The sequence below is a fragment of the Sphingobium sp. YR768 genome (assembly GCF_900111125.1).
Classification (GTDB): Bacteria; Pseudomonadota; Alphaproteobacteria; order Sphingomonadales; family Sphingomonadaceae; genus Sphingobium.
Genome location: NZ_FOGE01000002.1, coordinates 114,668 through 140,660 on the forward strand (window position 1 = coordinate 114,668; position 25,993 = coordinate 140,660).

Sequence of the window (25,993 nt, forward strand, 5' to 3'; positions counted from 1 at the left end):
CCCGCTTTTTCTTTCCTGCCGCCTTCCCGATAGGCCCGAACTGGTTTAGGCCCAATCGGCTTATGGACAGGGACAGGCAGGTTCGGCGGGCCGGAGGGCAGGGGTCATGACGACCTTGTCCCCCTATGCCGCAATCATCTTTGGCGTCGTGCTGGCTGCTTGGCTGGGCGCGGCCGTGTGGGCGCTGCTCAGCGGTCAGCGGATGCGGCGCGAAGGCACACAGGCGCAAGGCAAGCTGGATCGGCTGGCCGTGCTGTTGGCGTCCGCTCCCGCCGCCCCGATCATCATCCATCCTGATGGCCGGCTGGAAGCCGCCGATCGCCTCGCCAAATGGCTGGGCAAGACGCGAGTGCCGACCTTCCTGTCGGAACTGACAGACGCCGATGGCGGGCTGGAACCCGATGACGGGGCCGCGCTGGCCCGCGAAATCGCCTCGGCCCAGCGCGCGGGCAAGAGTTTCGCCCTACCGGTGCGCGGCGTCGGCTCTTCCCGCCTGCTGCTGGTGCGCGGCGCGCCCGCCGGGCCGGGCCTTGCCGAAAGCGGCGGCGTGGTGCTGTGGATTTTCGATGCGACCGACAGTCAGGCCGAAATCCAGGATTTGAAAAGTCACGTCGAACAGTTGCGGGAGGCGCTGGAGGCGCTGGCCGGACTGGTCGAGGCGGCGCCGTTCCCGATGTGGCATCGCACGCCCGACCTGCGCCTCAGCCTGGTCAACAGCGCCTATGTCCGCGCGGTAGACGGCGACGATGCCGGCGAAGTGATCGCCAACGGCATCGAACTGGTCGAAATGGCCGGTGGCGTCAGCCCACAGGCTGCGGCCGCGGATGCCGTGGCGCAGGATGCCCCGATCGAACGCATGGTCCCGGCGACGATCGATGGCGAACGCCGCACCATGCGCGTGGTGGATGTGCCGCTCGGCCCGGCAGGCGTGGCCGGCTATGCCGTCGACCAGCATGAACTGGAAACCGCGCGCGTCGAACAGCGACGGCTGGAAGCGGCGCAACGCGACCTGCTCGACCGCCTGTCCGCCGGCGTGGCCCGCTTCGGCCCGGACCGGGCGCTGCGCTTCTGGAACCAGCCCTTCATCAGCCTGTTCGGCCTGCGCCAGGATGCGCTCAACGACGCTCCCTTGTTCGAGCGGGTGCTGGACCAGATGCGCGATGCGCGCCGCCTGCCCGAACATCGCGATTTTCCCGCATGGCGCACCGAACGGCGCAACTGGTTCCTTTCGCCCGACCCGCAGGAAGAAAACTGGCTGTTGCAGGACGGCACGCATTTGCGCGTCTATGCCCAGCCCTTGCCCGACGGCGGCCTGCTGCTGATCTTCGAGGATCGGACCGAGCAGGTCCAGCTTTCGAGCGCGCGCGATACCCTGCTGCGCGTGCGCACCGCGACTTTCGACAATCTGTTCGAATCGATCGGCGTCTTCGCCTCCGACGGCCGACTGCAAATGTGGAACAGCCGTTTCCGCACCATCTGGGGCGCCAGCGAGGATCTGCTCGCTTCCCATCCCCGCATCGACGACCTGATGCGCGCCGTGCAGGCCCAGCTTGCCAAGCCGCAGCAGAGCAATCTGGTCCGCGAACTGGTGCGCGCCGCCACGGTGGAGCGCAAGCAGCGCGCCGGCCATGTCGGCTTTGCCGATGGGCGCATTTTCGAATTTGCGGCCATGCCCCTGCCGGACGGCAACGCGCTGTTCACCATGCTTGACGTGACCGACAGCCGCCGGGTCGAACAGGTGCTGCGCGACCGGAACGAGGCGCTGGAACAGGCGGATCAGGTCAAGACCGCCTTCGTCACCAATATGAGCTATGAACTGCGCACGCCGCTCACCACCATTTCCGGTTTCGCCGAGATGATGAGTGCGGGCTATGCCGGGGAATTGAGCGAAGCGGCCACGGGCTATGTCGACGGCATTCTCCAGAGCACGGCCCGTCTGTCGATGCTGATCGACAATGTGCTGGACCTGACGCAGGGCGAAGTCGGCACTCTGCCGATCGAGCGCGCGCCGGTCGACCTGACGGCGGTAGCGCGCGAAAGCGCCGAGCGACTGAAGGCGCAGGCGGCGGCCAAGGGCATGGAACTCGCCACCTCGCTTCAGGGCAGTCTTGGCACGGTAAAGGGCGATGCCCGCCGGATCGGGCAGGCGATCGAGCATCTGCTGGAAAATGCGATCCGCTATTGCGGAAAGGATGCCCGCATCCTGCTGCATGGCGACGGCACGGGGGACAAGGCGCGGATCGTCGTGTCGGACAATGGCCCCGGCATTTCCGCGGCCCAGCAAAAGGCAATCTTCGATCCCGCCGCCCGTGCCGATCAGGCCCGCAATGGCGGCCGCGCCGGTATCGGCCTGCCGCTCGCCCGCCAGTTGGCGGAGGCGCATGGCGGCAGTCTGACCCTCCTGTCCCGCCCCGGACAGGGCACCATGGCAACGATCGAACTGCCCCGTGGCTGAGGCGGTACTGGACCTGAGCGGGGAAGCCGCGATGCTGGACCTTGGCCGGCGCATCGCCACCCATGTCCGCATCGGCGACGTGATCATGCTGGAAGGCGGGCTGGGCGCGGGCAAGACGACGCTGGCGCGCGGCCTGCTCGAAGCGCTGGGGCTGGAAGGCGAAGCGCCTAGTCCCAGCTTCGCGATCGTCCAGCCCTATGACGTGCCCGAAGTCCGCCTGCCGGTCGCCCATGTCGATCTTTACCGGCTGGACGGGCCGGACGAGGTGGAGGAACTGGCGCTCGGCGATTATCTGATGGACAGCCTGCTGATCATCGAATGGCCCGATCGTCTGGGCAGCGGACTATGGTCCCACAGCCTGCGCCTCACCATCGACTTTGTCCAGGATGGGGCGGGAGATAACGCGCGACGCTTGACAGCGGACGTGCCGGACGCTTGGACGGAGCGATGGTCACAAATATGATCCCGCCCGTTTCGGCGCCCGCCTTTCTTGCCGATGCTGGCTGGGATGGCGCCGCCATCGTCCCGCTCGCCGGCGATGCCTCCTTCCGCCGCTATTTCCGCGTGCTGGACGGCGGACGCCGCGCCGTGCTGATGGATGCGCCGCCGCCGCATGAAGATCCGCGCCCTTTCATCGCCATCGCCGAACATCTGCTGGCCGACGGTTTCGCCGCGCCGCGCATATTGGCGCGCGACCTGAAGGAAGGGCTGGTCCTGATCGAGGATTTCGGCGACCTGCGGATCAAGGAGCATCTGGAGGCCGATCCGGCCGACGAACTGTCGCTCTACGCCCGTGCCGTCGACCTGATCGCCGATCTGCATCGCCTGCCGCCCGCCGACCTGCCGCCCTATGATCGGGCGGTCTATCAGCGGGAAGCCGGCCTGCTGACCGAATGGTACTGCCCGGCGATCGGCCTGTCGGTGGACGATGACGCCTATGTCGCCGCCTGGGACGCGGTCTTGCCGCTGGTCGAGGAATCGGTCAGCCCGACCGTCACCGTGCTGCGCGACTATCATGCCGAAAATATCATGCTGATCGACCGGGCGGCCTCCCATGGCCTTGGCCTGCTCGATTTTCAGGACGCGCTGGCGGGCCACCCCGCTTATGATCTGGTATCCCTGTTGCAGGATGCCCGGCGCGACGTGCCGGTTGAGGTCGAGGCCGCGATGCTGGCCCATTATAAGGCTATCGCATCGCCCCCCGCCGATTTCGACGCCGCCTATGCGGTGCTGGGCGCGCAGCGCAATGCCAAGATTATCGGCATCTTCACCCGCCTGTGGAAGCGCGATGGCAAGCCGCGCTACCTGTCCTTCCTGCCGCGCATGTGGGGCCTGCTGGAACGCGACCTTGCGCATCCGGCGCTGGCGCCCGTCGCCGCCTGGTTCGACGCGAATATCCCGGCCGATCAGCGCCATCATGCCCTACAGGAGTATGCCCCCGCATGATCGACACCGCCATGCTGATGGCCGCAGGGCTGGGCAAGCGGATGCGTCCGCTCACCGCGACCCGGCCCAAGCCGCTGGTCAAGGTGGCGGGCAAGCCGCTGATGGACCATGCACTCGACCGGCTGGAAGCGGGCGGCATCAGGAAGGTCGTCGTCAACGTCCATTATCTGGCCGACACGGTGGAAGCGCATCTGAAATCGCGCAAATGCGGGCTGGACTTCGCCGTTTCGGACGAACGGGCCAAGCTTCTGGAAACCGGCGGTGGCCTGATCAAAGCAAAACCGCTGCTCGGCGACGGCCCCGTCTTTTGCGTCAACAGCGACAATTACTGGATCGACGGTCCCAGTGAGACATTCGCGATGATGCGCCGGATATGGGACCCTGCAAAAATGGATGCGCTGCTGCTGCTCATCCCGCAGGCCCGCGCCATGTGCCATTCCGGGCCGGGCGATTTCCATATGGACGCCAATGGCCGCCTGACCCGGCGCAAACAGGGTCATGTCGCGCCCTTCGTCTATATCGGCATCCAGATCATCTCGTCCGACCTGCTGGTCGATCCCCCAGCCGACGTCTTCTCGACCAACATCTTCTGGAACCGCGCGATCGAAAAGGGCCGCCTCTACGGCGTGTCGCATCAGGGACTTTGGTTCGACGTCGGCACGCCAAAGGCCATTCCGGTGGTGGAGTCGATGATCGCCCATGGGTGATCGCACACACCCCGCCTTGTTCACCATTCCGGCGCATCGCGCTTTCGCCGACGCTCTGGTCGCGGGCCTGCTGGCCCAGCATCGCGGCGATCCGATGGCGCTGGCGCAGGGCATGGTCCTGTTGCCCAACAACCGCGCCATCCGGGCGGTCAGCGACGCTTTCGTCCGGCAATCGGGCGGCGGGCTGCTCTTGCCGCGACTGGTGGCAATCGGCGATCCCGATCTTGGCGAGCAGGTCGGCGGCGCGCTCGATCCGCTGGGCGAGGAGGAGGCGATCCCGCCCGCCATCGCGCCGATGCGCCGACAGATGATCCTGGCCCGCATGGTGCAGCAGGCCAAGCCGGAGGTCGACGCCGGGCAGGCGCTGTTGCTGGGGCAGGCGCTGGGCGCCGTGCTGGACCAGATGCAGGTGGAGCGCGTGCCGCTGACCGCGCTGCGCGACCTGACCCTTTCGGAAGACCTGTCAAAACATTGGCAGACTTCCTTGAAAATATTCGAGATATTGATTGCCCGCTGGCCCGATGAACTGGCGCGGACCGGCTGCATCGATCTGGCCGACCGGCGCAATCGGCTGTTCGATCGACTGACGGCCCGCTGGGCAACGCATCCGCCTGCGGGCTTCGCCGTGGCGGCCGGCATCTCCACCACGGCCCCCGCCGTCGCCCGACTGCTGCGCCGGATCGGCATGATGCCGAACGGGTCGGTGGTGTTCGCCGGCTTGGACCAGCATATGGACCCGGAGGCATGGGATGCGATCGGCCCGTTCGATCCCGATCCGCTCACCGGCCAGCGCAAGCCGGGCCATGAAAGCCATCCCCAATATGCGCTGAAGCGCCTGCTCGACGGCATGAGCGCCACGCGCGAGGATGTCGCCAACTGGCGCTGGGGCAGCGAGCATGATGCGCGGGCGGTGCGCGGGCGCAATATCTCCAACGCGATGCTGCCGCCCAAACTCACCAGTCGCTGGCGTGACCTGAAAACGGCGGATCGCTCGCTGGCCGGGGTCGAGGCGCTGGAGGTGGCGACACCCGGCGAGGAAGCGCAGGCCATCGCCATCGCCCTGCGGGAGGCGCTGGAAACGCCGGCACGCACCGCCGCGCTGGTGACGCCCGACCGGCAACTGGCGACACGTGTGTCCGCCCATCTGCGTCGCTGGGGGATAGAGGCGGACGACAGCGCCGGTTCGCCACTCTCCCGCCTGCTGCCCGGCACGCTGCTGATCGCCATGGCCGAAGCCGTGTCCGAACGCTTCGCCCCGGTATCGCTGCTGACCCTGCTCAAACATCCGCTGGTGATGAAGGGGGAGGGGCGCCTGCCTTGGCTGGAGGGCGTCCGCGCGCTCGACCTGCTGCTGCGCGGACCACGACCGCAGGCGGGCCTGATCGGCATCGACCTGCTGATGCATCCCCGTGCCGACGATCGGCAGCGGGTGTTGCGCGCGCAGGTGAGCGACTGGTGGCCAACCGCCCGCGTGCTGCTGGAACCGCTGGAAACGGGCTTCGCCACGGCCACCGATCTCGCCGCCCAACTGGCGGTGCTGCGCGAACAGGCCAGCATGCTGACCGGCGAAACCGTCTGGGCCGGGCATCAGGGCCATGCCGCCGCCGATCTGTTCGCAGAAATGGAGGCCGCCGCGCCGGAAGGGCCACGGCAGGCCGATCCGCGCGCGCTGCCCGCGCTGCTTGATCATATGCTGGGCGGCGTCTCCGTCCGCCCGCCGCAGGGCGGCCATCCGCGCATCTCCATATTGGGCCTGATCGAAGCACGTCTGATGCAGGCCGACCTGATGATCCTGGGCGGCCTTAACGAAGGCACCTGGCCGGGCTTGCCCGCGCCCGATCCCTGGCTCGCCCCGCGCATCCGGCGCGAACTTGGCCTGCCGGGGCTGGAAACCCGCATCGGTCTTGCCGCCCATGACTTCGCCAGCGCGCTGGGCGCCCCGCACGTCCTGATCACCCGCGCTCGTCGTGGCAGCGGCGGCCCGGCGGTCGCCTCCCGCTTCTGGCTGCGATTGAAGGCGATGGCCGGACTGCAATGGAAATCGGCGGAGCGCTACGCCGGTTTCGCCCGCGCAATCGACGCGCCCGCCGCTTACCATCCGGCCAAACGCCCCGCGCCCGTGCCGCCCGCTCTGGCGCGGCCTACCGTCATTCCCGTCACCGATGTCGACCGGCTGAAGGCCGATCCCTTCGCCTTCTACGCCAAGCGCGTGTTGCGCCTCACCCGGCTCGATCCGGTCGATGCCGATGCCGGCCCGGCCTGGCGCGGGACGGCGGTGCATGACGTGCTGCAACGCTGGGCCGAAGCGGGCACGCTGGACCCCGCCGATCTGGAAGCGCGCGCCCGCGCCATGTTCGACCAGCCTGAAGTGCATCCGCTGCTCAAGGCCCTGTGGCAACCCCGCCTGATCGAGGCGATCCGCTGGATCGCGGCCGAAGTGGCCAAGGACAAGGCCGAAGGCCGCACCATATTGGCCGTCGAGCAGGAGGGACGCGCGGAGATCGCCGGCGTCACCGTGATGGGCAAGGCCGACCGGATCGACCGCCTGGTGGACGGCCGGATCGGCATCATCGACTACAAGACCGGCAAGCCGCCCAGCGCGCGGCAGGTGAAGGCCGGCTATACGCTGCAACTCGGCCTGCTGGGCGTGATCGCCGAACTGGGCGGGTTCGAAGGGCTGGGAACGCGCGTGCAGGCGGGCGATTTCGAATATTGGTCGCTCGCCAAGAAGGGCGACCAGTTCGGCTATCGCGAACGGCCGGTCGACCCAATGGGCAAGCGCGACAAGATCGTCACCGACAGCTTCACTGCCCATGCCCATGAACATTTCGAAGCGGTCGCCAACGACTATCTGCTCGGAGCCGCGCCGTTCCGGGCGGAAATCAACCCCGAAGTGGCCAATTATGGCGATTATGACCAGCTGATGCGGCTGGAGGAATGGTATGGCCGCGACGATGGCTAAAGCGCTCCAGAAATTGCTGGGCGATCAGGCCCGCGCGGCCGCGCCCAATGCCCATGTCTGGCTGTCGGCCTCCGCCGGCACGGGCAAGACCCACGTGCTGACTGCGCGCGTCTTCCGCCTGCTTTTGCAGGGGGTGCGGCCGGAAAATATCCTCTGCCTCACCTTTACCAAGGCAGGCGCGGCGGAAATGGCCGACCGTATCCATGATCGGCTCGCCGCCTGGGTGCAGATGGACGGGACTGCGCTGGCGACGGACCTGATGGCGCTGGGCGAGGATTTCGGCCCGGCGATGCAGGACCATGCCCGTCGCCTCTTCGCCGAAGTGCTGGAGTCCACCGGCGGCGGCCTGCGCATCCAGACCATTCACGGCTTCTGCCAGCAATTGCTGACCGCCTTCCCGCTGGAGGCCGATCTCGCGCCGGGCTTCCGCCCGCTCGATCAGCGCGAACAATCGAGCCTGGCGCGCCAGACGCTCGCCGACCTCGTTGTAACGGCGCAGGAGCAGGGCGACGCCGCGCTGATGGAAGCGCTCCAGTCGCTGAGCCTGCGACTGGGCGAGGGCGGGGCGGAGCAGTTCCTGCTGCGCTGCGCCGCGCGGGGGGATGCGCTGAGCGACCTGCCCGAAGCGATCGCACCATGGGTTGCGGAACAACTCGGCTTGCCCGATGGCGATATCGATCAATGGCTTGCCGACCAATGTTCCGATGATGTCTTCGATATGCGTGCGCTCGACTGGGTGGTCCGCGCCAATGTCGACTGGGGCAAGACCCGCGCACTGGAGCGATGCGACCGGATCGCGGCATGGCGCGTGCTCGATCCCGCAGGCCGGGCGGCGACGCTGACCGACCTGCATCGCGCCTGGGCCAAGGCCGACGGCGATTTTCTGGAGAGCAAGGGCTTCGTCCCGCCGGTCGACGGCTATGCCGATATGGCGATGCGCCTCTATGAGCGCTGCGGCGCGCTGATCGCGATGAAGCTGCGCGCCGATTATGCCGCTGTGCTGGCGCAGGCCCTCCATGCCGGCCGCGCCTATGCGCGCGGCTATGCGCAGGCCAAGCGGCTGGCCGGCGCGGTGGATTTCGACGATCTGATCGCCCGCACCGCCAGCCTGCTGGAACAGCCGGGCATCGCCGAGTGGATACGCTACAAGCTGGACCAGCGGATCGACCACATCCTGGTCGATGAGGCGCAGGACACCAATGCCGCGCAATGGCGGATCGTCCGCACGCTGGCCGAGGAATTTTTCGCAGTCGAATGGTCGCCGGAGCAAAAGGTCCGCACCATCTTCACCGTGGGCGATTTCAAACAGGCGATCTTCGGCTTTCAGGGCACCAGCCCCGCCAATTTCGAAGCCGCCCGCCTGCTGTTCAAGCGCGACGCCGACCAGTCCGGCCATGACTTCTTCAATCTCTCGCTCGACCGCAGCTTCCGCTCGACCCCGGCGGTGCTGGACGTGGTGGACCGCACCATTGCTACGCTGCGCGGCGAACGGCTGGGGCTGGAAAGCGGCGAAGTCCATCATATCAGCGCCAACCGCCACCCCGGCGAAGTGCTGCTGTGGAAACCGGTCGTCGCCAACCTGTCCGAAGAAGCAGAGGGCGAGGAGGATTGGGCCGAGGATCAGGAACGTGTTCTCGCCCAACGGATCGCCCGACAGATCAAGCAGTGGATCGACGAAGGCCTGATGCTGGAAAGCCGGGGCCGCCCGGTGCGCGCGGGCGACATCATGATCCTGGTCCGCCGCCGCAGCGAACTGGCGCGCCTCATCGTCGCGCGCCTCTATGAAGAACAGGTGGCCGTCGCCGGGATCGACCGGCTGCGCCTGAACGCCCCGCTGGCGGTGCGCGATCTGCTGGCCGCGCTGCGCTTTGCCGTGCAGCCCGAGGATGAACTGAACCTCGCCGCCTTGCTGGTGTCGCCGCTGATCGGCTGGACCCAGGACGAACTGATGACCCGGCTGATCGGGCGCAAGACCGGCCTGTGGCGGCACCTCAACCAGACGCAGCCCGACGCCCTGCTCCAGCCGTTGCGCGATCTGCTGGGCGTGGCGGACTTCACCACCCCCTATCGCTATCTGGAGGCGATCCTGTCCGGGGCGATGGACGGACGGCGCAGGCTGATCGCGCGACTGGGTGCCGAAGCGGCCGACCCGATCGAGGAATTGCTGAACGCCGCGCTCGCCTTTGAGAGCGACGATCATCCCTCGCTTCAGCGCTTCATCGACTGGTTCGACCGGGGCGAAGTGGAAATCGTGCGCGATGCGGCGGCGGCAGGCGACATGCTGCGGCTGCTGACCGTGCACGGTGCGAAGGGCCTGCAAGCCCCGATCGTCATCCTGGCCGACGCCTGTATCGATCCCGATGCCGGCAATCGATCGGACTCGCTGGAGTGGAATGGCCTGCCCATCCTCGCCCCGCGCAAGGCGGAACGGCAGGGACCGATCGGCGATGTCGCGGCTGCCGCCGCGCAAGTCGATCGGGAAGAGCATTGGCGGCTGCTCTATGTCGCCCTGACCCGCGCCGAGGAGAGGCTGATCGTCGCCGGATCGCTCGGCCCCCGCGCCAAAGGCGAAGTGAAGCCGGAAAGCTGGTTCGCTGCCGTCGAAGGCGCGATGGTGTCGCTGGGCGCGGAATGGGATGCCGATCCGCTCTGGGGCGCGACCCGCCGTTGGCAGGGCAGCGAGATATTGCCGCCCAGAAAGGCCGAGCCGGAGACGATCGCCGAACGAACGGCACTGGCCGAACCGGGTTGGCTACGACAAGCTGCGCCCGCCGAAGCCCGGCCGCCACGCCCTCTCGCCCCCTCCGCGCAGGTCGAGGATGACGTGCCCTATCCACCGCCAACCCCAGCGATGCGCCAGGCGGCTGAGCGCGGGCGCTGGCTTCACGCGCTGTTCGAACGCCTGCCCGCCGTCCCGGTCGATCGCCGCCGCGACGCCGCCGATCGCTGGCTGGTGCAGCAAGGGGCAGAGGATGCGGCGCAGCGTCATGACGTCATCGAACAGGCGCTCCGTGTCATCGAAGCGCCCGACTATGCCGCGCTCTTCGGCCCGGACGCCCTTGCCGAAGCGCCGATCGCGGCGGTAGTGGGGGAAGCGGTGATCGCCGGCACGGTCGATCGCCTGTGCATCGGCCCGGACCGGGTGCAGTTCGTCGACTTCAAGACCGGCCGGGTCGCGCCGCTGACATTGGCCGACGTGCCGGTCGCGCATGTCCGCCAGATGGCCGCCTATGCCGCCGCGCTCGCCGTGATCTTCCCTGATCGCATGATCGAGGCGGGGCTGCTCTACACCAGCGCGCCGCGCCTCATCACCCTGCCGCCCGCGCTGCTGGCGGCGCACAAGCCCGGCTTTGTGCCCGCGCAGGAGAATTTGCCGCTCTGACCCGTTGAGCCGGACGCGCGCTCACCCTAGATACGCCTCAACTAAAGGAGACATTCATGGCCACCAAGGCAGTTACCGATATCAGCTTCAAGGAAGACGTCATCGATTCCGACAAGCCCGTGCTCGTCGATTTCTGGGCCGAATGGTGCGGCCCGTGCAAGATGATCGGCCCGGCTCTGGAGGAGATCTCCGAGGAACTGGCCGACAAGCTGGTCATCGCCAAGATCAATATCGACGAGAATCCTGACGCACCGGGTCAGTATGGCGTGCGCGGCATCCCGACGATGATCCTGTTCAAAAATGGCGAAGCCGCCGCGACCAAGGTCGGCGCCGCCCCCAAGAGCGCGCTCAAGGGCTGGATCGAAAGCGTATTGTAATTGGCTTCCCCCCGAGAATGGCCTAGATTGGCAACATGATTGCTGGACTAGGCCATAATCGGGGGAACGACCGGATGTATGCGATCGTGTTTGATCTGGACACGACCATTCTACAGAGCGCGTATCATGCCCCTTCATGGACTAACGCCTATTCGGATATCCGAAAGGTGCTGGAATCCAGAGGTTTCGAGTGGCAGCAGGGATCGACCTATTTCGGCAATGAACGTGTGACGCCGGTCGATTGCGTTCTCGCCGTGCAGGAATTGCGACGTACCTATAGCTGGTTCAAGCCTTCCGTTCGCGACATCAGAATGTTGCGGATCGAGGAAAATAATGATCTCGCCCCAGCTATTGAATGACCATATCGCCTATGTGAGCGGGATCATCACCGATTTCGCATAGCCCGGCCGTCCGCGCAGCCGGTCATACCAAGCCTGTAGATGCGGCAGGTCGGGCCGCGCCATATCCAGCGTGAAATAGGTGTGGGCGTAAACACCCATCGGCACATCCGCGACACCGAAATCGACACCTGACAGCCAAGGCTGTTTCGCCAGTGCTCGGTCCAGTATCGTCATAGCCTTGCCGCTCGCCTCGGCCGATTTCGCAATCACCTGTTCACTTCGCTGTTCCGGCGCCGTCCGCACCAGTTGCAGGAAGGCGTCGCGTTGCGCATCGGCAAAGGCGAATTGCCAGTCCATCCACTTGTCGCCCTGCGCTCGTTCGGCCGGATCGGCAGGCCACATCTGCGGTGCATAGCGCGCGGCCAGATACCGCAGGATCGCGTTGGATTCCCACAGGATGACGTCGCCATCCTCGATCGTCGGGATCAGCGCATTGGGGTTCTTCGCCAGATAGGCATCATCCATGCCGAACTTGCCGCCCACATCATGGCGGACATAGGGCAGGTCGATCTCGTCGGCGAACCAGGCGACCTTCTTCACATTGTGCGAGTTGAGCCGGCCCCAGATCGTCAGCATCGAAATTCCCTTACCCGAACAACGTCTCCGCCGCCCTGTCCCACAGACGCGGGGAGGAGGCGCCCATCAATCCACGGCGCGTATCGCCCACCCGGAAGGGCGTGCCGTCGATCCGCTGGCAGCAACCACCCGCCTCATTGACGAACAAAGTGCCCGCCGCATGATCCCAGGGCAAAGTGCGAGCGAAGACCGACACGTCATTCTGCCCCAGCACCAGCCGGGGATATTGTTCGGCGGCGCAGCGGGGAATATCCACCAGCGCGAAGCTGGCCTGCGACCGGCGCTGAATGTCCGCGCGCTCCTGCGGGTCCATGAAATAGACGGCCAGCGCCGCGATCGGCAGATCGCCGCCGCTTTCCCGCGCCGTCACCTGCTCGCCGTCGATATGGCTGCCGCCGCCCAGCATCGCGTGGCACAGCCGCCCGGTCAGCGGATCGAGTATCCACCCCGCCAGCGTCGTGCCGCCATCGGCCAGCGCCACCATGATGCCGAAGGGCGGATTGCCCGACGCGAAATTGCCAGTGCCGTCGATCGGATCGATGATCCAGTTCAGGCCTTCGCCGGCCCGCTCCAATATGCTGGGGTCAGCCGCGCAGGCTTCCTCGCCGACCACCCCGGCTTCGGGCAGGATATCGGCCAGCCCCTCGGCCAGCCGCAACTCGCTTTCCTTGTCGGCGATGGTGACGAAGTCGTTCGCCGCCTTCTCGCTTATCTCGTCGGCGGACAGGTTGCGGTAGCGCGGCATAACGATATCGCGCCCGACCTGCCGCATCAGAGCGACGACGGGATCATGGAGTTCCAGCAGCATCCGCCCCGTCCCTTAACTGCGATAATCCGCGTTGATCGAGATATAGCCATGGGTCAGATCGCAGGTCCAGATCGTAGCCCGGCCATTGCCCAGCCCCAGATCGACACCGATGACGATATCCTGCCCTTTCAGATGCGCGGCCACCGGCGCCTCGTCATAACCCTCGACCGCAAGGCCACCGGTCGCAACCTGCGTGGCGCCGAAACGGATGGACAACTTGTCACGATCGGCCGGCTCGCCCGCCTTGCCGATTGCCATGACGACACGTCCCCAATTGGCGTCTTCGCCAGCAATCGCGGTCTTCACCAGCGGCGAATTGGCAATCGACAGGCCGATGCGATGGGCGCTCTCGTCGCTTTCCGCGCCCTCGACGGTAATCTCGACGAACTTGGTCGCGCCTTCGCCGTCGCGCACCACCAGATGGGCAAGCTGGCGGCACAGATCGCTCAGCGCCGCATGGAAGGCATCGGCCCCGGCATCGTCCATCGATGTCAGCGGCGCATTGCCCGCCTTGCCGGTGGCGAAGGCCAGCACCGTGTCGCTGGTGGACGTGTCGCTATCCACCGTAATGCAGGAGAAGGTCCGCTTGTTCGCGGCCGACAGCATCTGTTGCAGCAGCGCCGGATCGATCGCCGCATCGGTGAAGATATAGCCGAGCATCGTCGCCATATCCGGCGCGATCATGCCCGATCCCTTGATGATGCCGACCAGTTCGACCCGCACGCCACCGATCATCGCGGAAGCCGAAGCGCCCTTGGGATAAGTGTCGGTGGTGCCGATCGTAACGGCGGCATCTTCCCAGCCGCAGGGCGTAGCGGTAAACGCGGCTTCCAGCCCCGCTTCGGCCTTGTCCACCGGCAACGGCACGCCGATCACCCCGGTCGAGGAGACGAATATGTCGGACGGCAAGCAGGACAGGTGATTGGCCACCTTGGCGGCGATCGCTTCCACCGCCGCACGACCACGATGGCCGGTAAAGGCATTGGCATTGCCCGCATTGACCACTAGCGCGCGCGCCGACCCCAGCGGAATGGCGTCCCGGCACCATTCGACTTCGGGGGAAGGGCATTTGCTCTGGGTGGTAACGCCCGCGACGGCCGTCCCCGCATCCAGTTCGACATAGGTCAGGTCGCACCGCTCCCACGCCTTATAGCCCGCACGCGCCGTTCGCAGCGTCACGCCGGCGATAGCGGGAAGGGACGGGAAGGCGGCGGGGGCGAGGGGGGATTTTTCCATGCCGCCGCCATAAGGGCAGGTCATGCCAAATGCCAGTCTCCATAATGCTCAAATCGGGAACGGACTTGCAATGCCCATAGCGTCTGCGCATGAGATCCCACCGCCACCGAGTACCGCATTTCATGACAGCCACTGACGGTCGCCGTTTCGCCTTCTACGCCAAGCGCTATTCGAAGAAGAAGGCCAGCATCCGCCTGCGCGTGCTGGAGCCGATCCTGGCGCTGCGCGAAGCCGGGGTGGATGTCGGCCGTTATCCCCGGCTCAAGGGGCCGGCGGGCTATGAGGCGGTGATCATTTCCAAGGCGTTCGGTCGCGGCGCGCGCAAGGCGATCAAGGCCGCGCGCGCCGCCGGATGCGGGCTGATCTTCGACATATGCGACAATCGCTTCGCCAATAACCGGGTGAAGAACGCCCCGCATCACGGTCAGCGCACCAGCAACCTGTTGTCGCAGGCGGATCTGGTGACGGTGCCGACCGAACGGATGGGGCAATTGCTGCTGGCCTCCACCCCGCAAATCGCAGGGCGGGTGCGGGTGGTGCCCGATATGCTGGAGGATCTGTCGAGCCTCGGCACGCTGCGCCTGTCGCTGATCGAGCGCTTCCGCCTGTCGCGGTTGCGCGCCTTTCTGGCGGCGCATCCCGGCGCGCTGCACTGCGTCTGGTTCGGCAATAATATGGCGGGCGTGTCCGGCGTCGGCCTGCTGGACGACGCCATGGCGCAGTTGCGCGCCTTCGCGGCGGGCCATCCGGTCACGCTGACCATCATCAACAATCAGCCCAAAAGCTATCGCGCCGCCGCGCCCGGCTGGGGCATCCCCAGCTTCTTCATGCCCTGGTCGCTCGCCAGTTTCCCGCTGGCGCTGCGGCGGCACCGGGTCGCGATCATCCCCGTGGCGCGCAACGATTATACGCTGGGCAAGTCGATCAACCGCCCGGCGACGGCGATCATGGCCGGGCTGGGCGTGATCGCGGATTCGATCGAATCCTATGAGGAATTGCGGCCCTTCATCGCGCTGGACGACTGGCAGGCGGGGCTTGCCCGCTATGCCCATGGCTGGGAGGGGGAACAGTCCTTGCTGGCGCAGGCGCGCGATCATCTCGACCGCCATTATGGGCGTCGGCATGTAGCAGAGCGCTGGACGGCGGTGCTGGATGAAGTCTCCGCCCGCCGGCCAGCGCCCTGATCACTGGATGCGGGTGACGGTAAAGCCCCGCGCCTCCAGCAGGTCGATCAGATTTTCCCGCCCCGTCAGATGTCCCGCGCCGACCGCGATGAAGGGCTTGCCCGTCATCGGCTCGATCGCCTTCACCCAGTCCCGGTTGCGCTGCACCAATATCGCTTCCTCGACCATCGGATCAGGCTGCTCGCCAACCTCATCCTCCTTGGCGATCGCCTCCATATCGCCCTTCAGCCAGGCCTTGAGGATGCGGTCATATAGCGCCTTCATCCCCTTGGCCTCATGCACGGTCTGCACCAGCAATCGGGATTGTGCCGCTTCGGGCAGCGTGTCGAAGGCGCCGAACTGCCGCTCCACCGTCTCCAGCCCGCCGATCGGCTTCTTCGCCTTCTTGAAGGTGTCGATCAGCACCGGCTCCACGCCGTCGCTCTGACTGACGCCCAGATCCTGTTGGCTGGCGGCCGACAACAGCATCGCCGCCGCCCAGCTTTCATAGCCGGACAGCAATTGCGTATTGGTGCCGCCATCCCGCATCGCCTTGTCCAGCGCTGCCTTTTCCTCCACCGGAACACGCTGCTCCAGCGGCGGAAGGCCGGGGCTGCGGCCCATTTTCTCGAACAGGCCCAGCGTCTTCTGCTCATCCTGAAGATCCGCCGCCTCCAGGATCAGCCGATCCGCGCCGGTCATCGCCTCCTTGATCGTCGGCGTATCCCAGGCGACGCCTTTCGGCAGCACATGAATGGTCCCGAACAGCCAGCCCTTGAAGGCGCCGCGCTGCACCTGCCACAGCGCCGGGCCACCCTGCGCCGGCGGCGCCTCCGGCGCCTTGCTGCATGCGGCTGCCAGCGTCAGGGCGAAGAGGGCGAGAAGGCGGCTCATCCTGCGCATCTATGTCACTCCTTGACGCGGCGCGTGGCGATGCCCAGCGCCTTCAACTGATCCTGCACGCTGCCCTTGCCGGCCAGATGACCCGCGCCCACCGCGACGAACACAGTGCCCGGCTGGTCCAGCCGGGCCTTGATCCACTTGGCCCAATTGGCGTTGCGCCCGGACAGCAGCACCTGCGCCAGTTCCGGCGTCGCCTCCAGCGACTCGTTCATGGACTTTGCCAGCTTGTCCGGCTGCCCCGCTTGCCAGTAGCGCAGCAGGCTGGCGAATTCCGTCTCCATCTCCGGCAGGCCGTCGACCGTGGCGTTCAGGAACTGCACCTGCTGTTCCATCGGCAGGCCCGCGAAGAAGCCGACCTGCTGCTCCACCGTCTCCAGCGCGTCGACCTTCTTGCCCGCGCCCTGCGCAGCAGCGCGCAATATCTTCTCCGCGCCGATATCGCTCTTGTAGCCGAGCTTCTCCAGCGGCGCGACGGACAGCGCCATGCCGCTCATCCACGGGTTGAACATGTCGAACGTCTGCCAGGGCAGGCCATTGGCCTCCATCGCCGCCTGATATGCCGTCCGCGCTTCCGGCGTCAGCCGGTCGGACAGCTTTACCCCGTCCTTCGCGATCGCCATCTGCGCCATGGTCGCGCTCAGCGCCTGCGGATCGTCCGGCTCGATAATCTCCAGCACCAGCTGGTCCGACCCGTCGAAAGCCTTCTTCACCGTACCGCCGAACCAGTCGACATCCGGCTTCATCACATGGACGGTGCCGAACAGCCAGATGGTCGTATCGGCATCCTTCACCTGCCACAGGGCGGGGGTGGCGACGACGCTCTTGGATATCGGCGCGCGGGCCTGCGCCGCGCCGCCGACCAGCAGCAATGCCGGGCCGATCAGGCGCAGCAGGGTGGGGAATATCTTCATATCCCCTTCAATGGGGTGCAGGCCGCGTTCCGGCAAGCGGCTTAACCCTGTTTGCCGCCGCTTTCCCTTGACCGTAACAATGGCATGGGCCAAGGCGCGAGCCACGAAAATCAGCATATAGCGTATAAAAGGACTATCCGTGGCCGAAGGCAAAGTGCTTTCCTTCCAGGACCTGATCCTGACCCTCCATGCCTATTGGGGGAAGCAGGGCTGCGTCATCCTGCAACCTTATGACATGGAAGTCGGCGCAGGCACCTTCCACCCGGCGACCACGCTGCGCGCGCTGGGGCCTCAGCCCTGGAACGCCGCCTATGTGCAGCCCAGCCGCCGACCTACCGACGGCCGCTATGGCGAAAACCCCAACCGGCTCCAGCATTATTACCAATATCAGGTGATCATGAAGCCGTCGCCAGCGAACCTTCAGGATCTCTATCTGGGATCGCTCAGGGAAATCGGCATCGATCCGCTGGTCCATGACATCCGCTTCGTCGAGGATGACTGGGAAAGCCCGACGCTGGGCGCTTGGGGCCTTGGCTGGGAAGTCTGGTGCGATGGCATGGAAGTCACCCAGTTCACCTATTTCCAGCAGATGGGCGGCTATGACTGCAAGCCTGTCGCGGGCGAGCTGACCTATGGCCTCGAACGGCTCGCCATGTATATTCAGGGCGTCGACAGCGTCTATGACCTGAAGTTCAACGATGCCGGCGTCACCTATGGCGACGTGTTCCTGGCCAATGAACAGCAGATGTCGAAATGGAATTTCGAGGTCGCCGACACCGAAAAACTGTTCCGCTGGTTCAAGGATTGCCAGTCCGAATGGCGCCAGTGCATCGACAATGGCGTCCCGCTCGCCGCCTATGATCAGGCGATCAAGGCCAGCCATGTGTTCAACCTGCTCCAGGCGCGCGGCGTCATCTCCGTGCAGGAACGCGCCAGCTATATGGGCCAGGTGCGTGATATGGCTAAGGGCAGCTGCGAAGCATGGATCGCCACCAACGCCGACGAATGGGCCGCGAAATTCCCGGGGTGGACCGCATGATGACCGATTTCCTCCTCGAACTGCGCTGCGAAGAAATTCCCGCGCGCATGCAATTGAAGGCGTCGGACGATCTCGCCCGCCTCTTTGCCGAAGAGCTGGCGAAGGCGGGGCTGAAGCCTGCCGCGATCGACAGCTTCGTCACGCCCCGCCGCCTCGCGCTGATCGCGCGCGGCCTGCCGCTGGAAACCGCGGCGGTCAGTGAGGAGTTCAAAGGCCCCCGCACCAGCGCCCCCGCGCAGGCGCTGGACGGCTTCTTGCGCAAGACCGGCCTGACCCAGGATCAGTTGCAGGATCGCGACGGCGTCTGGTTCGCCGTGGTGAACAAGCCCGGCCGCGCCACTGCCGATGTGCTGGCGCAGGCCGTGCCCGCCGTCGTGCGCGCCTTCCCCTGGCCCAAATCGATGCGCTGGGGCACCGCCAGCCAGACCACCGAAAGCCTGCGCTGGGTCCGGCCCTTGCAGGGCATCGTCGCGCTGCTGGGTGGCGAGGTGATCGCGATCGAGCTTGACGGCATCGTCGCCGGTCGCGAAACCGTGGGCCACCGCTTCCATTCGACTGGCCCCGTCACCATCGACGGCGCCGACGATTATGCCGCAAAGCTGCGCGCCGCTTATGTCATCGCCAGCCATCAGGAGCGGCAGGCGATCATCGAAGCGAAAGCGAACGAAGCCGCCGCCGCGCAGGGCTATAGCGTGATCGAGGACAAGGGGCTGGTCGCGGAAAATGCGGGCCTGACCGAATGGCCGGTGCCGCTGCTGGGCGATTTCGACCCGGCCTTCCTTGAGGTGCCGCCTGAAGTCATCCAGCTAACCCTGCGGATCAACCAGAAATATTTCGTGCTGCGCGATGCAGCGGGAAAACTGGCGCCCGCCTTCATCTGCACCGCCAATATCGAGGCGATCGATGGCGGCGCGGCGATCGTGGAGGGCAACCGCAAGGTGCTGGCCGCCCGCCTCAGCGACGCGCGCCATTTCTGGGAAGAGGATCAGTGGCATCATGAGGGCACGGGGGCCGCGCGCCACCGCTCGACCCGCAAGACGCTGGCCGAACATGCGCAGAAACTGGAACGCATCACCTTCCACGAAAAGCTCGGCACCGTCGCGGACAAGGTAGAGCGGGTGTCGAAGCTGGCCGAATGGCTGGCGAGCGAAGGCATCGTCCCCAATTGCGATCCGGCGCTCGCGCGTCAGGCGGCGGAACTGTGCAAGGCTGACCTCGTCACCGAAATGGTCGGCGAATTCCCCGAATTGCAAGGCGTGATGGGCGGCTATTATGCCCGCGCCGAAGGCCTGCCCGATGCCGTGGCCGACGCGATCCGCGATCATTATAAGCCGGTCGGGCAGGGGGATGATGTGCCGACTGCGCCGGTGACGGTAGCGGTTTCGCTGGCGGATAAGCTGGATACGTTGCTGTGGTTCTTCATGCGAGAAATGCAGCCTTCCGGCTCTCGCGATCCCTTTGCGTTGCGCCGAGCGGCACTCGCCGTGATAGCCCTACTTACCAAGAACAACCTGCGCCTCAAGTTGCGGATGCTGACAACTAGAATCATTGCCGCAGTGGGTGTGATTGAAAATAACCAGCGATCGATTGATCGAGCTGCACGTGATGAAGTGATCTTAAAAGGAAGCCATATTCCCAAACACATCCATGAAGATGGGGATGTTATGGCTGCATTTGGTAGTAGCCAGCCTGCTGTTGATGAATACATCGAGTTAGAATTTCCTACTGGATCGGCTTCCCTCAAGAGCCGATTCTCTGGATTTGAAGTCCAATTCCTCGACTTCTTCGCTGACCGCCTCAAGGTTCAGCAGAAGGAAGCCGGCGTTCGTCACGACCTGATCGACGCGGTGTTCGCGCTCGGCGGGGAGGACGATCTTGTTCGCCTCCTCGCTCGCGTGAAGGCGCTTCAGTCCTTCGTCGCGACCGACGATGGCGCCAATCTGCTCGCCGGCTATAAGCGCGCCGCGAACATCCTGAAGAAGGAAGGCGTGGAGAGCGCCGGGGCCCTTTCGCTGTCCTACACCCCCGAAAAGGCAGAAGCTGACCTGATCGCGGCGCTGGACGCCGCGGAACCGCGCGCGGCGCAGGCGGTGGCGGACGAAACCTTCGAAGGGGCCATGGCCGCACTGGCGACATTGCGGGCGCCGATCGACGCCTTCTTCGATACCGTCATGGTCAATGACGCCGATCCGGCGAAGCGCACGACTCGCCTCGCATTGCTGGCGCGGGTTCGTGATGCAGTGCACAATGTCGCCGACTTTTCGAAAATTACCGGATGAGGTAAGAATATTCTGAGATTTACGGGAAATATGCGAAGCTAAGGACGATAAATCCTATCGTCACAGGCTTTACGCCGCTAATTGCGGCATTATTATTGCAACGCACAAACACGGCAATCAGTGCAGGGAGAGCCGCTACTATGGTAATGACGGATGAGGCCCAGATGAGCACCACTTCGACACGCTATGTCTATCGTTTCGGCGGCGGCGTGAATGATGGGGGCAAGGGCGACAAGAACCTGCTGGGCGGCAAGGGCGCGAACCTGGACGGCATGGCCGCCATCGGCCTGCCGGTTCCGCCGGGCTTCACCATCACCACCGAAATGTGCACCCGCTATTATACCGATGGCGGCGTCTATCCCGACAGCCTGAAGGCCGAAGTCGCCAACGGCATCGGCCATATCGAGGGCATCACCGGCAAGACGTTCGGCGACGCGGCCGATCCGCTGCTGGTGTCGGTCCGTTCGGGCGCGCGCATCTCCATGCCCGGCATGATGGACACTGTCCTCAACCTCGGCCTCAACGATGAAACCGTGCTGGGCCTTGCCACGGCGTCGGGTGACGAGCGTTTCGCCTGGGACAGCTATCGCCGCTTCATCCAGATGTATTGCGACGTCGTTCTGGAACTCGATCATGGCGCGTTCGAGGAAGCCCTCGAAATCGCCAAGGAAGATCAGGGCTATACGCTCGACACCGAAATGACCGCCGACGACTGGAAGGCGCTGGTCACCGAATATAAGGCGCTGGTCGCCAAGCTGTGGGACAAGCCTTTCCCGCAGGACGTGCATGATCAGCTCTGGGGCGCGATTTCGGCCGTGTTCGGTTCGTGGCAGGCCGACCGTGCGAAGGTCTATCGCCGCCTGAACTCGATCCCCGGTGACTGGGGCACCGCCGTCAATGTGCAGGCGATGGTGTTCGGCAATATGGGCGACACCTCGGCAACCGGCGTGGCGTTCACCCGCGATCCCGCCACCGGCGAGAACGCCTATTATGGCGAATATCTGATCAACGCCCAGGGTGAAGACGTTGTGGCGGGCATCCGCACGCCGCAATATCTGACCCTTCAGGCGCGCGAGCGGGCAGGGGCCAAGCCGCTGTCGATGGAAGAGGCGATGCCCGAAACCTACGCCGAACTGGCGAAGGTGTTCCAGATCCTCGAAACCCATTATCGCGACATGCAGGACATCGAATTCACGGTGCAGCAGGGCAAGCTCTGGATGCTCCAGACCCGCTCGGGCAAGCGCACCGCCAAGGCCGCGCTCAAGATCGCGGTCGACATGGCGAATGAAGGCCTGATCGGCGAAGAAGAAGCCGTCGCCCGCGTCGATCCTGCCGCGCTCGACCAGCTTCTGCACCCGACCCTCGATCCCAAGGCGCCGCGCGATGTGCTGACCAAGGGCCTGCCCGCCTCGCCGGGCGCGGCCAGCGGCGCGATCGTGTTCGACGCCGACACTGCCGAGCGTCGCAACGAACTGGGCGATTCGGTCATCCTCGTCCGCGTCGAAACTAGCCCGGAAGACATTCACGGCATGCACGCGGCCAAGGGCATCCTGACCGCGCGTGGCGGCATGACGTCGCACGCCGCCGTGGTGGCGCGCGGCATGGGCCGTCCCTGCGTCTCGGGCGCGGGCAGCCTGTCGATCGACAACAAGGCCAAGATCCTGCGCATCGGCAACCGGGAATTGAAGGAAGGCGACATCCTGACCATCGACGGCGCCACCGGCGAAGTCATGGCGGGTGAAGTGCCGACCGTGCAGCCCGAACTGGCCGGCGACTTCGGCATCCTGATGGAATGGGCCGACAAGGTTCGTCGCCTCAAGGTCCGCGCCAACGCCGAAACGCCGCAGGACTGCAAGGTCGCACGCGAATTCGGCGCCGAGGGCGTGGGCCTGTGCCGCACCGAGCATATGTTCTTCGACGCGGCGCGCATCACGGCGGTCCGCGAGATGATCCTGGCCGACAGCGAGAAGGGCCGGCGCGCTGCGCTCGACAAGCTGCTACCCGAACAGCGGGACGATTTCGCGCAGATCTTCATGGTGATGGCCGGCCTGCCCGTGACCATCCGTCTGCTCGATCCGCCGCTTCACGAATTCCTGCCGCATGGCGAAGCGGAGTTCGAGGAAGTGGCCAAGGGCGCAGGTGTCAGCGTCGACACCCTCAAGCGTCGCGCCGCCGAACTGCATGAATTCAACCCGATGCTGGGCCATCGCGGGTGCCGCCTTGGCGTCACCTATCCTGAAATCTACGAGATGCAGGCTCGCGCCATCTTCGAAGCCGCGCTGATCGTGAAGCAGCGCAGCGGCGAAGCCCCGATCCCCGAAGTCATGATCCCGCTGGTTGCGACCCGCAAGGAACTGGAACTGATGAAGGCGATCGTCGATCAGGTCGCCAAGGATGTGTTCGCCGAGCAGGGCGCATCGGTCGACTATCTGGTCGGCACGATGATCGAACTGCCCCGCGCGGCGCTCAAGGCTGGCGAGATCGCTGAAGTCGGTGAATTCTTCTCCTTCGGCACCAACGACCTAACGCAGACCACGATCGGCATCAGCCGCGACGATGCCGGCCGATTCCTGACCCAATATGTCGACAAGGGCATCTTCGCCCGCGATCCGTTCGTCAGCATCGATGTGGAGGGCGTTGGCGAACTGATCCAGCTCGCCGCCGAACGCGGCCGGGCGACCCGCCCCGGCATCAAGCTGGGCATCTGCGGCGAACATGGCGGCGATCCGGCCTCGATCGCCTTCTGCGAACAGACTGGCCTCGATTATGTCTCGGCCTCGCCCTATCGCGTGCCGATCGCGCGTCTGGCGGCGGCACAGGCTGCTCTGGCAAAGAAGTAACAGAAAAGGGCGGGAGGCAACTCCCGCCCTTCTTCATTCAGGGATTATCCGTTCAGGCCGATCCCGTCAGCCGACTGAACAGGCCCGGCTTGTGGCTGCGTTCCAGTTCGGTCGCCTGACCGCGCCAGTCCTCCTGCGTGATCGTGCCGGGCTTCAGGCCCAACCGCGCCTCCAGCGTCGCTTCCTGCTCGTCATTGAGCGCCGCGATCTGGCCATAGCGATGATAGCCTGCCTCATTCAGCGCAACCTCCTGCGTCTGGCTTATGCCATTGATTCGGCTCAGATCATCGCGACCATGTACGGCGCCGCCAACGGCGGTAGCGGTACCCGGACCGATCGGACCCGATTGCCGTTCCAACTCGGCGATTCGCGCATTGGCCGCCTCTACCCGCGCATCCCGCTCCTTGATGGCCGCATGATGGGCGATCTGCTCGTCCCGCCATAGCCGCCGATATTTGCCGCGCCCGCTCATGATCAGGCCCAGCAGCCAGCCGACTGCCAACATGATCAGCAACAGCGCAAGTTGGTTCAGGGTGAAGCTCATTTTCCGCGTCCTCCTGACCGACTGAACGTTGAGAGGGCAATAAAAGTTGCCCTGCCAAAAAAGTGCAAAAAAGGAGCTTGCCCAATCGTCCGGTCGCTTCTATCAGCGCGTCTCCACGCACCCGTAGCTCAGCTGGATAGAGCATCAGACTACGAATCTGAGGGTCGGGCGTTCGAATCGCTCCGGGTGCACCATTGGAAACATTTTCGGAGGATAGGGCTTAAGGCCTTTGTTCTTGCAGAGAATATGCACCCGTAGCTCAGCTGGATAGAGCATCAGACTACGAATCTGAGGGTCGGGCGTTCGAATCGCTCCGGGTGCACCATTGGGAACATTGTCGAAGAATGGGGCTTCAAGCCTTTGTTCTTTCAAGAAATGTGCACCCGTAGCTCAGCTGGATAGAGCATCAGACTACGAATCTGAGGGTCGGGCGTTCGAATCGCTCCGGGTGCACCATTTCCTCAAGAGGCGGTAAAAGTTGAGGCTGCTCCGGCGGCCTTTGTTCTTTGTCCGTCAGCCGGTCGCCAGCGTCACCATGGCGTCGATATCGACATGATTTTCGAGCAGCGCGGCAATCTCGTCCAGCGCATCCTCGACCGAGCGATCATAATCCGCCCCAGCCGATTCGCCGCCAACCCGGCGCAACAAGGCATCCCGCAATTGCGTGCTGGCGAGCAGTCCGTGGACATAACTGCCCATCACACGCCCATCGCGACTGATTGCCCCATCCGGGCGGCCATCCAGCAGGGCGAAAGGTTGCGCGCAGTCCGGCCCCGCCGTTCGACCCATATGCATTTCATAGCCGCCGAAATCCGCCTCCAGCGCGCGGCCCCGAACGGCTTCCAGCGTCTTGGTGCCGCTCAGCACCGTATCGACCTCCAGCAGGCCCAGTCCGTCGATCATGCCCGCTGGCCCTTCCTGCCCGTCGGGATCGGCGATCATTCGCCCCAGCATCTGATAACCACCGCAAATGCCCAGCACCGCGCCGCCACGGCGATGATGCGCCTTGATGTCGATGTCCCAGCCCTGTGCCACCATCGCCCGCATATCGGCCAGCGTCGCCTTGGAGCCGGGCAGGATCACCAGCGCGGCCTCCGCCGGGATCGGCTGTCCCGGCCCGATCATGCGCAGATCGACCCCTGGCTCCAGTTTCAGGGGATCGAGATCATCGAAATTGGAAATGCGCGGCAGCACCGGACAGGCGATGATCAGCGGCGCCTCGACCGAGAAGGATCGCCGCTCCAGCACGACCGCATCCTCGCTCGGCAAGCGGGCGACAGCATCCAGCCACGGCACCACGCCAAATCCACGCCAGCCCGACAGCGCCTCAATCTGTCGATAGCCATCCTCGAACAGAGCCGGATCACCGCGAAACTTGTTGATCAGGAAACCCCGGATCATCGCGGCATCTTCGGGATCGATCACCGCCCGTGTTCCTACCACCGCCGCGATCACGCCGCCCCGGTCGATGTCACCGACCAGCACCACCGGCACATTGGCCGCGCGAGCGAAGCCCATATTGGCGATGTCCCCGGCGCGCAGATTGATCTCGGCAGGCGACCCCGCACCTTCCACCACGACGATGTCGCACTCGGCGCGCAACCGTTCATAGCTTTCAAGCACAGCGCCCAGCAACTGCCCGCGCGCACTGCGGAAATTGCCCGATCCCAGCGCACCGCGCACCTGGCCATGAACGATCAGTTGCGATGTTCGATCGGCCTGGGGCTTCAGCAGTACGGGGTTCATATCGGTATGCGGGGCCACGCCACAGGCGATCGCCTGCAACGCTTGCGCCCGGCCGATCTCGCCGCCATCGCTGGTGACGGCGGCGTTGTTCGACATATTCTGCGGCTTGAACGGCCGGACCCGATAGCCCCGCCGTACCAGCGCCCGGCATAGCCCGGCGACCAGCACCGATTTGCCTACGTCCGATCCGGTTCCCTGCAACATGATAGCGCCCATGC

General features: G+C 65.2%; 19 protein-coding genes and 3 tRNA genes. 15 read left to right on the plus strand and 7 right to left on the minus strand.

Annotated features, from left to right (window positions below):
* Positions 1-106 precede the first annotated feature (106 nt).
* The 8 genes from BMX92_RS02950 to BMX92_RS02985 all read left to right on the plus strand — a co-directional run bounded on the left by BMX92_RS02950 (position 107) and on the right by BMX92_RS02985 (position 11,688).
* A complete protein-coding gene (locus BMX92_RS02950) occupies positions 107-2,455 on the plus strand; it encodes a PAS domain-containing sensor histidine kinase (RefSeq protein WP_093011632.1) in 2,349 nt (782 codons plus the stop codon).
* Positions 2,448-2,918: a tRNA (adenosine(37)-N6)-threonylcarbamoyltransferase complex ATPase subunit type 1 TsaE gene (tsaE, locus tag BMX92_RS02955; RefSeq protein WP_093011635.1), complete on the plus strand. Its 471-nt coding sequence runs from the start codon at positions 2,448-2,450 to the stop codon at positions 2,916-2,918. The genes BMX92_RS02950 and tsaE overlap by 8 nt, the downstream gene beginning before the upstream one ends.
* On the plus strand, positions 2,915-3,901 hold the full coding sequence (locus tag BMX92_RS02960) for an aminoglycoside phosphotransferase family protein (RefSeq protein ID WP_093011638.1): 987 nt from the start codon (positions 2,915-2,917) through the stop codon (positions 3,899-3,901). Before tsaE ends, BMX92_RS02960 begins: the two co-directional genes overlap by 4 nt.
* On the plus strand, positions 3,898-4,608 hold the full coding sequence (locus BMX92_RS02965) for a nucleotidyltransferase family protein (RefSeq protein ID WP_093011641.1): 711 nt from the start codon (positions 3,898-3,900) through the stop codon (positions 4,606-4,608). Before BMX92_RS02960 ends, BMX92_RS02965 begins: the two co-directional genes overlap by 4 nt.
* Positions 4,601-7,570, plus strand: coding sequence for a double-strand break repair protein AddB (gene addB, locus BMX92_RS02970; protein WP_093011644.1), 2,970 nt, complete (start codon positions 4,601-4,603; stop codon positions 7,568-7,570). The genes BMX92_RS02965 and addB overlap by 8 nt, the downstream gene beginning before the upstream one ends.
* A complete protein-coding gene (gene addA, locus BMX92_RS02975; protein WP_093011647.1) occupies positions 7,551-10,952 on the plus strand; it encodes a double-strand break repair helicase AddA in 3,402 nt (1,133 codons plus the stop codon). Before addB ends, addA begins: the two co-directional genes overlap by 20 nt.
* 56 nt (positions 10,953-11,008) lie before the next feature.
* A complete protein-coding gene (gene trxA / locus BMX92_RS02980) occupies positions 11,009-11,329 on the plus strand; it encodes a thioredoxin (RefSeq protein ID WP_093011650.1) in 321 nt (106 codons plus the stop codon).
* Between the two features lie 74 nt (positions 11,330-11,403).
* Complete coding sequence (locus BMX92_RS02985; protein WP_093011653.1) at positions 11,404-11,688, plus strand: virulence factor; 285 nt, start codon at positions 11,404-11,406, stop codon at positions 11,686-11,688.
* A gap of 9 nt (positions 11,689-11,697) precedes the next feature.
* Here BMX92_RS02985 and BMX92_RS02990 read toward each other — a convergent pair whose 3' ends face one another.
* Genes BMX92_RS02990 through argJ form a run of 3 tightly spaced genes read right to left on the minus strand, consistent with a single transcriptional unit; the run spans position 11,698 to position 14,350 of the window.
* Complete coding sequence (locus BMX92_RS02990) at positions 11,698-12,306, minus strand: glutathione S-transferase family protein (protein WP_093011656.1); 609 nt, start codon at positions 12,304-12,306, stop codon at positions 11,698-11,700.
* Between the two features lie 10 nt (positions 12,307-12,316).
* Positions 12,317-13,114: an inositol monophosphatase family protein gene (locus BMX92_RS02995; RefSeq protein WP_093011659.1), complete on the minus strand. Its 798-nt coding sequence runs from the start codon at positions 13,112-13,114 to the stop codon at positions 12,317-12,319.
* A gap of 12 nt (positions 13,115-13,126) precedes the next feature.
* Positions 13,127-14,350 carry a bifunctional glutamate N-acetyltransferase/amino-acid acetyltransferase ArgJ gene (gene argJ / locus BMX92_RS03000; RefSeq protein ID WP_093012554.1) on the minus strand — a complete coding sequence of 408 codons (1,224 nt, stop codon included), beginning with the start codon at positions 14,348-14,350 and terminating at the stop codon, positions 13,127-13,129.
* A gap of 122 nt (positions 14,351-14,472) precedes the next feature.
* Here argJ and BMX92_RS03005 point away from each other — a divergent pair, with 122 nt between their 5' ends.
* Positions 14,473-15,534 (plus strand): hypothetical protein, encoded by a 1,062-nt coding sequence (locus BMX92_RS03005; protein ID WP_093011662.1) that lies wholly within the window; start codon positions 14,473-14,475, stop codon positions 15,532-15,534.
* Here the strand turns inward: BMX92_RS03005 and BMX92_RS03010 are convergent, their stop codons facing one another.
* Both BMX92_RS03010 and BMX92_RS03015 read right to left on the minus strand, forming a co-directional pair.
* The gene (locus BMX92_RS03010) at positions 15,535-16,416 is read right to left on the minus strand and encodes a TraB/GumN family protein (protein WP_093011665.1); all 882 of its coding nucleotides are present in this window, start codon (positions 16,414-16,416) and stop codon (positions 15,535-15,537) included.
* A 5-nt stretch (positions 16,417-16,421) separates the two neighbouring features.
* Complete coding sequence (locus BMX92_RS03015) at positions 16,422-17,327, minus strand: TraB/GumN family protein (RefSeq protein ID WP_093012556.1); 906 nt, start codon at positions 17,325-17,327, stop codon at positions 16,422-16,424.
* Between the two features lie 139 nt (positions 17,328-17,466).
* Between BMX92_RS03015 and BMX92_RS03020 the strand changes: the two genes are divergently transcribed.
* The 3 genes from BMX92_RS03020 (at position 17,467) to ppdK (ending at position 23,485) form a co-directional block, all read left to right on the plus strand.
* Complete coding sequence (locus BMX92_RS03020; RefSeq protein ID WP_093011668.1) at positions 17,467-18,366, plus strand: glycine--tRNA ligase subunit alpha; 900 nt, start codon at positions 17,467-17,469, stop codon at positions 18,364-18,366.
* A complete protein-coding gene (glyS, locus tag BMX92_RS03025) occupies positions 18,366-20,645 on the plus strand; it encodes a glycine--tRNA ligase subunit beta (protein ID WP_093012559.1) in 2,280 nt (759 codons plus the stop codon). The genes BMX92_RS03020 and glyS overlap by 1 nt, the downstream gene beginning before the upstream one ends.
* A gap of 140 nt (positions 20,646-20,785) precedes the next feature.
* Positions 20,786-23,485: a pyruvate, phosphate dikinase gene (gene ppdK, locus BMX92_RS03030; RefSeq protein WP_093011672.1), complete on the plus strand. Its 2,700-nt coding sequence runs from the start codon at positions 20,786-20,788 to the stop codon at positions 23,483-23,485.
* 52 nt (positions 23,486-23,537) lie between these two features.
* On the opposite strand, the gene BMX92_RS03035 is transcribed toward ppdK, so the two are convergent.
* Entirely contained in the window at positions 23,538-24,029 is a 492-nt protein-coding gene (locus BMX92_RS03035; RefSeq protein ID WP_093011675.1) for a hypothetical protein, read from the minus strand.
* A 117-nt stretch (positions 24,030-24,146) separates the two neighbouring features.
* On the opposite strand from BMX92_RS03035, the gene BMX92_RS03040 reads away from it, so the two are divergent.
* The 3 genes from BMX92_RS03040 (at position 24,147) to BMX92_RS03050 (ending at position 24,485) form a co-directional block, all read left to right on the plus strand.
* Positions 24,147-24,223 (plus strand) — tRNA-Arg (locus BMX92_RS03040).
* A gap of 54 nt (positions 24,224-24,277) precedes the next feature.
* A tRNA-Arg gene (locus tag BMX92_RS03045) sits at positions 24,278-24,354 on the plus strand.
* 54 nt (positions 24,355-24,408) lie between these two features.
* Positions 24,409-24,485, plus strand: a tRNA-Arg gene (locus BMX92_RS03050).
* A 57-nt stretch (positions 24,486-24,542) separates the two neighbouring features.
* On the opposite strand, the gene BMX92_RS03055 is transcribed toward BMX92_RS03050, so the two are convergent.
* Complete coding sequence (locus tag BMX92_RS03055; RefSeq protein WP_093011678.1) at positions 24,543-25,991, minus strand: cobyric acid synthase; 1,449 nt, start codon at positions 25,989-25,991, stop codon at positions 24,543-24,545.
* Positions 25,992-25,993 lie beyond the last annotated feature (2 nt).